The organism is Streptomyces sp. NPDC031365 (genome assembly GCF_055569765.1).
The window spans coordinates 178140-189911 of sequence record NZ_JBVIIM010000013.1 but is presented as its reverse complement, the minus strand read 5'-3'; the positions used below and the strand labels follow the sequence as shown (position 1 = coordinate 189911).

Annotated in this window: 10 protein-coding genes and 2 pseudogenes; 10 read left to right on the top strand and 2 right to left on the bottom strand. The window is 71.8% G+C overall.

The window, feature by feature from the left end; translation table 11 throughout:
* Positions 1-89: 89 nt before the first annotated feature.
* The 4 genes from ACZ5C2_RS20780 (at position 90) to ACZ5C2_RS20765 (ending at position 4512) form a co-directional block, all read left to right on the top strand.
* A complete protein-coding gene (locus ACZ5C2_RS20780) occupies positions 90-1316 on the top strand; it encodes a L,D-transpeptidase (protein WP_468793080.1) in 1227 nt (408 codons plus the stop codon).
* A gap of 154 nt (positions 1317-1470) precedes the next feature.
* Positions 1471-2712, top strand: a complete 1242-nt coding sequence (locus ACZ5C2_RS20775) for a L,D-transpeptidase (RefSeq protein ID WP_468793077.1) — start codon at positions 1471-1473, stop codon at positions 2710-2712.
* Positions 2713-2955: 243 nt separating this feature from the next.
* Entirely contained in the window at positions 2956-3723 is a 768-nt protein-coding gene (locus ACZ5C2_RS20770) for an enoyl-CoA hydratase/isomerase family protein (RefSeq protein ID WP_468793074.1), read from the top strand.
* Between the two features lie 180 nt (positions 3724-3903).
* The gene (locus ACZ5C2_RS20765) at positions 3904-4512 is read left to right on the top strand and encodes an ATP-binding protein (RefSeq protein ID WP_468793071.1); all 609 of its coding nucleotides are present in this window, start codon (positions 3904-3906) and stop codon (positions 4510-4512) included.
* Positions 4513-4533: 21 nt separating this feature from the next.
* Here ACZ5C2_RS20765 and ACZ5C2_RS20760 read toward each other — a convergent pair whose 3' ends face one another.
* Complete coding sequence (locus tag ACZ5C2_RS20760) at positions 4534-5175, bottom strand: GNAT family N-acetyltransferase (protein ID WP_468793068.1); 642 nt, start codon at positions 5173-5175, stop codon at positions 4534-4536.
* A gap of 49 nt (positions 5176-5224) precedes the next feature.
* Between ACZ5C2_RS20760 and ACZ5C2_RS20755 the strand changes: the two genes are divergently transcribed.
* The 3 genes and pseudogenes from ACZ5C2_RS20755 to ACZ5C2_RS20745 form a co-directional block, all read left to right on the top strand.
* Positions 5225-6139 (top strand): helix-turn-helix domain-containing protein, encoded by a 915-nt coding sequence (locus ACZ5C2_RS20755; RefSeq protein ID WP_468793065.1) that lies wholly within the window; start codon positions 5225-5227, stop codon positions 6137-6139.
* 49 nt (positions 6140-6188) lie between these two features.
* Entirely contained in the window at positions 6189-6401 is a 213-nt protein-coding gene (locus ACZ5C2_RS20750) for an EF-hand domain-containing protein (protein WP_468793062.1), read from the top strand.
* A 63-nt stretch (positions 6402-6464) separates the two neighbouring features.
* Positions 6465-7166 (top strand): annotated as a pseudogene (locus tag ACZ5C2_RS20745) (NADPH-dependent F420 reductase); the annotation flags it as partial.
* A gap of 8 nt (positions 7167-7174) precedes the next feature.
* On the opposite strand, the gene ACZ5C2_RS20740 reads toward ACZ5C2_RS20745, so the two are convergent.
* Positions 7175-7732, bottom strand: a complete 558-nt coding sequence (locus ACZ5C2_RS20740) for a glycoside hydrolase family 25 protein (protein ID WP_468793059.1) — start codon at positions 7730-7732, stop codon at positions 7175-7177.
* A gap of 473 nt (positions 7733-8205) precedes the next feature.
* Between ACZ5C2_RS20740 and ACZ5C2_RS20735 the strand changes: the two genes are divergently transcribed.
* The 3 genes and pseudogenes from ACZ5C2_RS20735 to ACZ5C2_RS20725 form a co-directional block, all read left to right on the top strand.
* On the top strand, positions 8206-9282 hold the full coding sequence (locus tag ACZ5C2_RS20735) for a sugar-binding transcriptional regulator (protein ID WP_468793056.1): 1077 nt from the start codon (positions 8206-8208) through the stop codon (positions 9280-9282).
* Entirely contained in the window at positions 9279-10124 is an 846-nt protein-coding gene (locus tag ACZ5C2_RS20730; protein WP_468793053.1) for a type VII secretion system-associated protein, read from the top strand. Before ACZ5C2_RS20735 ends, ACZ5C2_RS20730 begins: the two co-directional genes overlap by 4 nt.
* A pseudogene (locus tag ACZ5C2_RS20725) lies at positions 10121-11772 on the top strand (hypothetical protein); the annotation flags it as partial. The gene ACZ5C2_RS20730 and the pseudogene ACZ5C2_RS20725, both read left to right, overlap by 4 nt.

The following is an 11772-nucleotide window of genomic DNA, read 5'->3' as shown; positions in this document are numbered from 1 at the left end:
ACTGTTCTGCCCAGAGCGTGCCTCGCACTCACGTTTCCCCGGGGGCGGCGTGGTCGTTTCCGGAGGCGAGGCCCGTCGTTGGGTACCGCGTGAGGCACGTACAAGGGCGCGCACGGCGCGCGAGGGCCGCGCTGGCCGTCGTAGTGACATGGGCAGGACTGCTGACCGGAACCGCCGGGTGTACCACGGACGGTCCCGTCGCCGGGGCGTTCGGGCCACCGGGCCGCGGGGACGTCATCCAGGTGGTCCCCGACGACGGCAGCGAGGACGTACGCCCCGACACCGGGCTGCGGGTGCGGGTACCGGACGGGCGGCTGGAGTCGGTGAAGGTCCTCGCGTCGCAGGACGCGCGGGAGTCGCCGGTTCCCGGCCGGGTCTCCGCCGACGGCCTGACCTGGAAGCCCGACGACGAACGGCTGGCGCTGGCCGCGAAGTACACCGTCGACGTGGTGGCCGTGGACGGCTCCGGCCGCCGCTCCGCCCGGCACACCACGTTCACGACGTATGTCCCGGAGGAACGCTTCATCGGCTACGTCGCTCCGGAGGACCGTTCCACCGTCGGCACCGGCATGATCGTCTCCCTGGAGTTCAACCGGAGGATCGCCCATCGCGCGGCCGTCGAACGCGCCGTCCGCGTCACCGCGCGCCCGGCCGCCGAGATCCGCCCGCACTGGTTCGGCGACTCCCGCCTGGACTTCCGCCCCGAGCACTACTGGAAACCTGGCACCAAGGTCACCGTCGACCTGAACCTGCGCGACATCGAGGGCGCGCCCGGTGTGTACGGCCTCCAGCGCCGCACCTTCACCTTCACCGTGGGCCGCAGCCAGGTGTCGGTGGTGGACGCCGCCCGGCACACCCTGCGCGTACGGCGGGACGGCGAACTGCTGACCACCGTTCCGATCACGGCCGGGGCACGGAAGACGCCGACGTACAACGGCAAAATGGTGATCACCGAGATGCTCGAGGTCACCCGCATGAACAGCCGAACGGTCGGTTTCGGCGGCGAGTACGACATCCCCGACGTCCCGCACGCCATCCGCCTGACGAGTTCCGGCACGTTCCTGCACGGCAACTACTGGGCCGAGCCCGAGGTCTTCGGCAGCAGCAACGTCAGCCACGGCTGCGTCGGTCTGCGCGATGTCAAGGGCGGCGGCGCGGACACCCCGGCGGGCTGGTTCTTCGACCGCAGTCTCATCGGCGACGTCGTCGAGGTCGTCAACAGCAAGGACAAGAAGGTGGCGCCGGACAACGGGCTCGGCGGCTGGAACATGGACTGGAAGGAATGGAAAGCGGGCGGTGCGGTGAACCAGCGCTGATCCGAACCCTCGGGCGGGCCGTTGAAGTTGGAACGGAACGGTGACAGAACCGCCGCCTCGATCGCCCCTGGCCTGTGGTTACCATGCGCCGAGCGCGCGTGGGGCGCGCGGGGGCGCGGGCCCGGTGGGCCGAGCCCGCCGAGGGGAGAAACAAGTGAACGTGGGGCCGATATCGGGGGCGTCGGTCGGCGCGCGGGGGCGCGGCGGCAGGAAACTGGCGGCGCTGGCACTCGGACTGGCGCTGGCGGTCACCGCCTGCAGCGGTGGAGGGTCGGACGGGGGGTCCGGCACGGGTGAGGGCAAGGGCAAGGACACCACCGCGGCGCGGAGCAAGCAGTCCGAGGCCGTGGTGAGCATCGCGCCCGAGGACGGCGCCAAGGCCGTCAAGACCACTGGCGCGCTGAAGGTGACCGTCGGCAAGGGCAAGCTGAGCGAGGTCGTCGTCAAGAACCCGGACGGGGACAAGGTCGACGGGGAGATATCCGGCGACGGCGCCTCCTGGACGCCGTCCATCCATTTGGCCGCCTCCACCAAGTACACGGTGCACGCGGTCGCCAAGGACTCCGAGGGCCGCACCGCGGCCGAGGACTCCAGCTTCACCACTCTGACGCCGAAGAACACCTTCACCGGTACCTTCACTCCCGAGGACGGCTCCAAGGTCGGCGTCGGCATGCCGTTCTCGCTCCGTTTCACCCGGGGCATCACCAACCCCGAGGACGTCGAGAAGGCCGTCCGCATCACCACCGAGCCGGCCGTCGAGGTCGAGGGCCACTGGTTCGGCAACGACCGCCTCGACTTCCGGCCGGAGAAGTACTGGAAGGCCGGCACCAAGGTCACCGTCGACCTCAACCTCGACGGTGTCGAGGGCCGTGACGGCGTCTACGGCGAGCAGTCCAGGACCGTCTCCTTCACCATCGGCCGCGAGCAGGTCTCCGTCGTCGACGCCAAGAAGCTGACGATGAAGGTCGAGCGGGACGGCAAGGTCATCAAGACCATCCCGGTCACCACCGGCAAGGCCGGCATGGAGACCTGGAACGGCCAGATGGTCATCAGCGAGCGGCTGAAGGTGACCCGGATGAACGGCGACACGGTCGGCTACGGCGGTGAGTACGACATCAAGGACGTCCCGCACGCCATGCGCCTGACCACCTCCGGCACCTTCCTGCACGGCAACTACTGGGGTGGCGGCGCCTTCGGCAACTACAACGCCAGCCACGGTTGCATCGGCCTGCGCGATGTGCGCGGAGGCTGGGACAAGCAGGCGCCGGGTGCCTGGTTCTTCGAGAACTCCATGATCGGCGACGTGGTGATCGTCAAGAACTCCAACGACGCCACCGTCGCCCCGGACAACGGCCTCAACGGCTGGAACATGTCCTGGGAGAAGTGGAAGGCCTGACCCTTCGCGCGACGCGTACGGCCCCGGTGTGCGGTACGGCACCGGGGCCGCTGCCGTTGGTCACCGTGCTGTGTCTGCCCGGGGGGCGACCCCCGGACCCCCGGCCGTGTGTGACCGGCCGCACCTTCGCCGACGCCGTTGGTCACCGTGCTGTGTCTGCCCGGGGGGCGACCCCCGGACCCCCGGCCGTGTGTGACCGGACGCATCTTCGCCGACCCCGTTAGTCACCGTTAACCTGCTGCCATGACCGTACATCTCGAAGTCGCCGAAGGCGTCGGCACGCTGCGGCTGGACCGGCCGCCCATGAACGCGCTGGACGTCGCCACGCAGGACCGTCTGAAGGAACTCGCCGAGGAGGCCACGCGCCGCGAGGACGTGCGCGCCGTGGTGATCTACGGCGGCGAGAAGGTGTTCGCGGCGGGCGCGGACATCAAGGAGATGCAGGCGATGGACCACGCGGCGATGGTCGTGCGAGGCCGTGCCCTGCAGGACTCCTTCACCGCCGTGGCCCGAATCCCCAAGCCGGTGGTGGCCGCCGTCACCGGCTACGCGCTCGGCGGGGGCTGCGAACTCGCGCTCTGCGCCGACTACCGCATCGCCGGGGAGAACGCCAAGCTGGGCCAGCCCGAGATCCTGCTCGGCCTGATCCCGGGCGCGGGCGGCACCCAGCGGCTGTCCCGGCTGATCGGACCGTCCAAGGCCAAGGACCTCATCTTCACGGGCCGCCAGGTCCGGGCCGACGAGGCGCTGACGCTCGGCCTGGTGGACCGCGTGGTCCCCGCCGAGGAGGTCTACCCGCAGGCGCACGCATGGGCCGCGAAGCTGGCCCAGGGCCCGGCGATCGCGCTGCGCGCGGCCAAGGAGTCGGTCGACACCGGCCTGGAGACCGACATCGAGACCGGTCTCGCCGTCGAACGCAACTGGTTCGCGGGCCTGTTCGCCACGGAGGACCGGGAGCGCGGGATGCGCAGCTTCGTCGAGGAGGGTCCCGGAAAGGCGAAGTTCCTGTGAAGCGCTGCTGAAAAACCCTTCCGGGGTCTTGCAATTGACGCGATGTCTGATCCGGGTCCCTCGATGGGGCGGATTATGGGAGCCTTGGTACACCCTTAAGCCGTTCGTGTCGAGGGAGCCCGTCGATTGCCTCAGAGTGAGCCGTTTCCGCAGCCAGGACGGGCCTTCGGTGGCTCCGAAGTGTCAGCTGCATATGCCGGAGGCCCCATGCCTGGCGGTGGCGTACGGGGGGTGCATTCCCCCGGAACGACCCCGGAGGATCCCTCGGGCGGCCATGATGAGGGCATGGCGGGGCTGGATGGGATGGAACAGCCGCGGGGAGACGGACGTGCGACCGCGTCGCGCTGGTCGCCGACGGTCGAGGACGAACGCGCCCTGCAGGCGCTGGAGTTGTTCGGCAACCCCACGGAGGCGGAGGTTCCGTTACCGTCCCGCCCCGAGTCGGCCGCCACCGCCCGCCGGCTTGTCCAGGTCGTCATCCTGCGCCAGTGGGGCCTCACCACCAAGACGACCGAGGACGCCGTCCTGCTCGTCTCCGAACTGGTCGGCAACGCCGTGCGCCACACCGGAGCCCGTGTCTTCGGCCTCCGGATGCGCCACCGGCGCGGCTGGATCCGTATCGAGGTCCGCGACCCCTCCCGCGGCCTGCCCTGCCTCATGCCCGTCCAGGAGTTGGACATCAGCGGCCGCGGTCTCTTCCTCGTCGACAAACTCGCCGACCGCTGGGGTGTCGACCTGCTGCCCCGCGGCAAGACCACCTGGTTCGAAATGCGCGTCCTGGACCGCTGAGACTCCGCCCTTCCTGTGTGCTCAGGGGCCCGGAAGAAACAACGCCTCCGAGCCCACCGGCCGGTATCCGGCTGCCTGGAAGGCGCGCATGCTGCGGGCGTTCCCGGGGGAGATCTGCGCCCATACCGGCTCGCCCCCGGACAGCCGCCGGGCCGCCAGCGCCAGCCGACGGCCCAGGCCCCGGTGCCGCGCCTCCTCCGCCACCTCCACCGCGACCTCCAGCCGCCCCGCGACCCCGCGCCCCAGGACCAGCACACCCCCGTCCACCGTCCACACCCGCACGTGGTCACGCCGTCCGAGGGCGCTCACCACCCGGGGGTGGCCGGCGTCGTGGATCTCCTCGAGGGCCGACGGCGGACCACCGGCGAGCGCGGGGGCCACGGTCATGACGTCGATCGTGTCCGTCCGCCGCCCGGTGCGCTCCGTGAAGGCGGCCAGGAAACGGACGTTCATGGTGGCGGCCAGGGCGTCGCAGTCGGCCGAGGCCAGCGTCCGCCGCACCCAAGCGGGGTCCTCGTCGGTGAAGACGACGGAGTGCGCGGTGAACGCCAGCACCCCCGCGTCCCGGCCGGACGGCTGGGGCAGCACCGTCGTGCACCCGTCCGCCGCCGGGAAGACACCGCGCGCCGCCGCGTCGAGTATGTCCCGCAGAGTGTCCGCCACCGACCCGCTCCTTGAGTCTCCACCCACTGGAAGGCCCAGACTCGCAGACATGATCGAAGACGGCACCGGACTTCTCACCATCGGCGAGCTCGCCCGTACCACCGGTCTGTCCGTGCGCACCATCCGCTACTGGTCCGACGAGGGCGCCCTGCCGCCGGTGGCCCGTTCCACGGGCGGCTACCGGCTCTACGACGCAGGCTCCGTCGCCCGTCTGGAACTGGTCCGCACCCTGCGCGAGCTGGGCCTCGGCCTCGCCGACGTACGCCGGGTGCTGACCGGCGAGACGACGGTCGCGCAGGTCGCGGCGGCGCATGTGGCCGCGCTGGACGCGCAGATCCGGGCGCTGAAGGCGACCCGCGCGGTGCTGTCGACCGTGGCACGACGAGGCTCGACCGCCGAGGAGACGACACTCATGAACAAACTGGCCCGACTGTCCACCGCCGAGCGCCGGCGCATCATCGACGACTTCATGGGGGAGGTCTTCGAGGGCATCGACACGGCGGACCCCGACATCCGCCAACGCCTGCGCTTCGCCGCCGCCGACCTGCCCGACGACCCCACCCCCGAGCAGGTGGACGCCTGGGTGGAGCTGGCCGAGCTGATCCGGGACCCGGAATTCCGGGCCACCATGCGCAGGATGATCGAGTTCAACGCGGCGGACCGGGGACCCGACGTCCCCGCCGGCAGCTCCCTGTGGTTCATGAGCCGACTGGTCCAGCTCGCGGGCGGCGCCCTGAAGGACGGCGTCGCACCCGGCGCCCCCCGCGCCGCCGCCGTGCTGCGCGAGCTGATCGGCGACGCCGACCCGGCCGCCGTACTGGAACGCCTCGCGTCGGCGACGAACGTACGCCTCGCCCGCTACCGCGAACTGTCCGCGATCGTGAACGGCCTGGAGCCCCCGTCCGCCTACGAGAAGGAGTTCGGGTGGGTGGTCGCCGCACTGGAGTCTCAGGTGGCCCGATAATCTGACCTGCGTCAGCAAGACGGCAAAGTACGAGATGAGGGGCGGACCGGTGGCGGACGTCGAGGAAGCGCGCAAGCAGTTCGAGCGGATCGATACGGACGGGGACGGATTCATCACCGCTGCCGAGTTCAAGACCGCTCTGGCCCAGGGCGGGGACTGGAACGTCACCGAGTCGGTCGCGGAGGCCCTGATCAAGTCCCGCGACCTGAACGGCGACAAGGTCCTGTCGTTCGAGGAGTTCTGGGCGCACTTGAACGCGTAGGTCCGGAATAGCCCGCCCGTCCGGGAGGTTGGTGCCGATCACGCGGGTTCCGAAGGGAACCGGAACGGACATCGATCCCCGGAAGGGCGAGGCGAGCGGAACATGAAGATCGGCATCATCGGCGCGGGCAACATCGGCGGAAACCTCACACGGCGGCTCACGGCGCTCGGCCATGACGTCTCCGTCGCCAACTCCCGCGGCCCCCACACGCTCAAGGAGCTGGCCGAGGAGACGGGCGCGACCCCGGTGCGTGCCGAGGAGGCGGCACGCGGTGCGGAGATCGTCGTCGTCACGGTTCCCCTCAAGGCCGTACCGGACCTCCCGTCCGGCCTGTTCGACGAGGCCGCGGCCGACGTGGCCGTCATCGACACCGGCAACTACTACCCGCAGCAGCGGGACGGCAGGATCGCCGGCATCGAGGACGAGGGCGTCACCGAGAGCCGCTGGACGGAACGCCGGATCGGCCACGCGGTGATCAAGGCGTTCAACGGCACCTACTCCCAGGACATCCTGGACCGCCACCGCCCGGCCGGCGCCCCCGACCGGATGGCCCTCCCCGTCGCCGGCGACGACGAGGCGGCCAAGCGGAAGGTCCGGGCCCTGATCGACGAGCTCGGCTTCGACACCGTCGACGCGGGTGGCATCGACGACTCCTGGCGCCAGCAGCCCGACACCCCGGTCTACGGCCTGCGCGCGGGCGCCGAGGCCGTCACCAAGGCCCTCGGGGAGGCCTCCCCGGAACGCAAGCCGGAGTTCAAGGGCTAGGACAGGGGCTACGCGTCCGCGGCCCATTCCTTGAGCGACGACCTGCTGGAGAAGTCCGCCACGTTCTTGTCCAGCGGGTCGTCGGTGTACTGGTGGAAGCGCCACTTGGCCTTGATGCGGGGCTTCCCGGCGGTGACGTAGTCGGCGATCCAGAGGCCGTCACCGGCATAGGACGTCGTATCGACGTTCAGCCAGAAATCCCGATTGCAATACAGAATGACCCTGTTGTTGGGCCGCAGTTCCTTCACCTTGCGGATGAAGCGGTCCTTCTCGGAGTTGCTCGCGCGGGTGCCCTCGCCCGTCCGCTCCCAGTCGACCGCGAGGATGTCGCCCCGCTTCTCCGGGGCCCTGCCCACGAAGTACTCCGCCTGGGCGGTGAGGTTGCCCGGCCAGAGGAAGTGGTAGAACCCGACCACCAGACCGGCGTCGCGGGCCCTCTTCGTCTGGGCCGAGAGCTTGGGGTTGGTGTACGTACGGCCCTCCGTCGCCTTGACGAAGACGAAGGACAGGCCGTCGGTGTCGTACGAGGACGACTGGTACGAACTCACGTCGATGCCACGCAGCATGGGGCTCCCTGAGGTGCTGGTGGGGGGGAGGGGAGTCGCATGGTTCATTCCCTCCGCGGGCACCGGCCACTCGTCCGATATGGGGAAACTTCACCGTTGTTGCGGTCGCCCCTACCCGGTCCGGTTCGGTCCCGGGAGCCGCTGGGACCTTCGTGACACGCGACTCACGAGCGACGGGCGGGCAGTTCGCCGTCCGGGACACCTGAACCCTCTGGCGTCCCCACCCGTTGCACTGGGCGCGAGCAGCCTCTCGGGTGGGGTGCGGAACCTCCCCCCCAGCACAGAAGTTCCGTGCGCACCCGCGGCCCTGACGAATGGAGCGACGTGTTGACAACTGGCGGTGTGCCGGGCGCCCGCACCGGACGGCCTGCTGTGCGGGAGGAGCGACTCCGCAAGCGCGGAGCCCCGAAGAACGACGGAGAGGACAGAGCCTCCTGGGCCCTCGGCGCCCCGCTCGGTCCCGGCCGGGACCGATGATGCGGCCCCAGCACACCGGCGTGGACGAACTCGGCGGGCCGGCGGCACCCCCCGCGCCGATCGACACGCTGCTCGCCGCGTCCGTCGCCCGGCGCTTCTACCTCGAGAACCGGTCCAAGGTGGAGATCGCCCGGGAGTTCGGCATCAGCCGCTTCAAAGTGGCCCGCCTCCTCGACGCGGCCGTGGCCCACGACATCGTACGGATCGACATCACCGTTCCGGCCGAGATCGACGCCCGGCTCGGGCAGTCGTTGAGCGAGCGGTTCGCACTCCGACACGCCGTCGTCGTCCATCTGCCCCGGAGCGGGAACGACCCGGCGGGCCCGGTCGACCGGCATCACGTCAGCCGCTGGCTGGGAACGGCGGCGGCCCAGCTGATCACGGCGATCGCGCAGGAGGGCGACGTCCTCGGACTGGACGGCAGCCCCGCCGTGGACGCGCTCAGCGAGGCGGTGACCCGGCTGCCGCCCTGCGAGGTGGTCCAGCTGACCGGCGTGCACGGACCGGACCTCACCCACGCCCCCGCGGTCGCCGCGGTCCGTCGCATCGCCGCGGCCGGGGGCGGTACGGCTTTTCCCCTCTACGCCCCGTTCATCCTGCCGGACGCCACGACGGCCACCGTGCTGCGCAGCCAGCCGGCCATCGCCGAGACGGTGAGCCGGTTCGAACGGATCACCAAGGCCGTCGTGGGCATCAGCGCGTGGGACGCCACGTCGTCGGCGATGTACGACGCCCTGACGGACCGGGGACGTGAGATCTATCGGATGTCGGGCGCGTGCGCGGACCTGGCCGGCCGGGTCCTCGACGCGACCGGGCGGGTGATCTCCACCGAGCTGGACGATCGCATGATCTGTGTCGCCCCGGCCCAACTCCGGGACATGCCCGAGCTGATAGGCGTGTCGGACGGTGCGCGGAACACCGAGGCGGTCCGCGCCGCGTTGCGGGCCGGGCTGCTCACCTCGCTCGTCACCGACGCGACGACCGCACGCCGTCTCCTCTGGCACGACGACACGGCGGACGGCGATCCGCCGGCCGGCTCGTCGTTCCTCCCCACCGACCGAGGACAGCGATGACCCAGCCGGACACCGCAGGCGCCACGACCGCGGGCGAGCCGACGGCAGCGGGTGCGGCGGGGGCCATGGCCGGTGCCACGGCAACCGCCGCCGGTCCGGAACTCCCGCCCGTACCGGACGACATCCGTGAGGCTGCCCGGCGCACCCCCGACCACTGGTTCGCGATGGTCGAACCGGCGTGGTCCGGACCGGAGAAACCACCCCCGGACTGGGCGATCGTCGGCCGGTGGCGGTCCGGCGCCGATGGCGAGATCGTCGAGTGGCAGGAGAACCCCGGCTACCGGCCCTCCCCCCGCGCGCTCGGCTGGCCCGAACCGGCGGACGAGGTGGACGAGGCCATCCAGCTGGCCTCGACGGGCTATGGGCCCGGTGAGGCGGTGCCGGCGGCGCTCGTGGGCCGTGAGGTGGCCGTCCTGACCGGCCCCGACGGCGCACCGCTGAGTGCCGCGACCCCGGACGGAACCCCCGTCGTTCCGCTGTTCACGTCCCCGGCGTTGCTGCACATGGCGGGGCACCTCGCCTTCGAACCGGTCGGTGTCGAGAACCTGCTGTGGCTGGTTCCCGAGGGACACGAGCTGTACCTGAACCCCTCGGCCTCGGTCGGCATGCTGCTGAAGGTCGACGCGGTGCGCGACGCGGTGCGCGACGCGGTGCGCGAGGCGGTGGACGGGGCGGTGGACGGGGCGTACGACGGGGCACGGGACTCGGGCCCGTCGGGCGATCGGACCGTGGCCGGCACGGTGGACCGAGCAGCGGACGAGGTCGATGAGGACGCCGGCGGGCCGGACGGTGTGCCGGAGCGCACCCCGGATGATCGGCCGGTACGGGAGATGGGCACGTGAGCCGCTGGTCATCCGTCCTCGGGTGGCGCGGCAGGGCCGCGGCAGGGCGGACCGCCAACGGCCCGGGCACCGGCGCCGGCCCCGGGAGTGCGGCGGGTGCCCTGCCCGTCGAGAACGTGGACGGCGTCCTGGTGGTGCGCTCCGCCGCCGACGACTCCTTCCCGCTGGACGTCCTCGCCGAGGTGGCGGGTGCCATCGGAGAAGAAGACGTCGTCACGGTGGTCGTCGGCGCCGCCGCAGCGGACACGACGGAGGACGCCGAGCTCCGGGCACGGCTGGGCGCACTGCTGGACTCCCTCCGTGCCCGGGGCACCGGCCGGGTACGACTCGTCGCATCCGGCGCCGGCGCGGACCGGCCGGACCGGCCCGGCGTGGCCCGCAGGATCGCCGACGCCTGGGACCTGGAGGTGATCGCTCCGGACGGACCTGTTCTGATCGCGCCCGGGGGCACGCTGTTCGTTCACGGTGACACCGGCGGATGGCGGCGGTTCGCTCCCGGTGAAGCGCCTCGGACGCTGGGGCCGCGTGCGCCGGAGCCCGCCTGGCAGGAGGCCCTGGGCCGGCTGCCCGCACGGACGGCCGGCGGCTGTGTCGTGGACCGGGTGCCGGCGGGCGTGGTGATCCGGCCGGCCGGGGCACCCGCCCCGGCCCCCGACGACCTGTGCTTCGCGGTGCCCGTCGACAACGAGCGCCCCACGGTGCTGGTCGGTGCCCCCGGGGCGGAGGATGTCGAAGCCGGCGAGGTGGCCGCCGTCCTCGCGGCGCTGCCCGGTGACCAGCGCTCCCGCGCACGGCTCGCGCCGGGCGGCCGCCGCGACCTGCTGGGGCTCGGCCAGTCGGTCGCCGACCTGCTGGGCTCCGAGGTGGAGGTGCTCACGGGCCTGCCACTGGTCGCCGACCGTACCGTGCCCGGGACGGCACCCCGGCCGACGTTGCTGGGGTGGGACGGGCGACCCACCTGGCAACCGTTCGTGTCGGCCGTGGTCTGCGGACCCACCGACGCGGAGGGGAGGGCCCCGGCTCCCAGGGCGGTGGAGACACATCTGCCCGAAGGGACGCCCAGTGGCACTGAACCGGGGACGCTACGGCTGACCGACCGCTGGCGGGCCACCGTGACCCGGGCCGGAATCGCCCTGTGGACGGCGGACACTCCCCGTCCCCGGCCGGCCGGCCAGGCCGTGGACCCGGAGGTGTGCTCCGTCGAACTGGGCACACCGGGACAGCCGTTCGACGACTCACTGCTGTCGGCGCTGTCCCTGCTCCTGCGTGGCCTCGAAGCGGACATCCGGTCCCGGACCACCTTGCTGGTACGCGGCAGGCCCGCCGGCACCGACGGCGAACTGCGCCGCCTGGCCGCCGAGTACGGCGTACCGGGCATCCGCTACATCACCGCGGCACGCCCCGGACCCACTGGCTCAGCGCCCCCCGGACCCGGCACGGTCACCACCGGCCCGCCGGCCACGGAGTCCGGGGCGGGTGTGTACGGCAGACCGGCAAAGCCCGCGCCCGGGTCGGCGCCGGCTGCGCCGGTCGGGGTGATGGAGGCCGCGCTCTCGTCCGGGGTGGGTGCGCCCGGTGGGGCGGAGGAGCTCATGTCGCCGTCGGTCGTGGGTGCGTCCGGCCGGGTGGAAGGGGTGGCCGCTGTGTC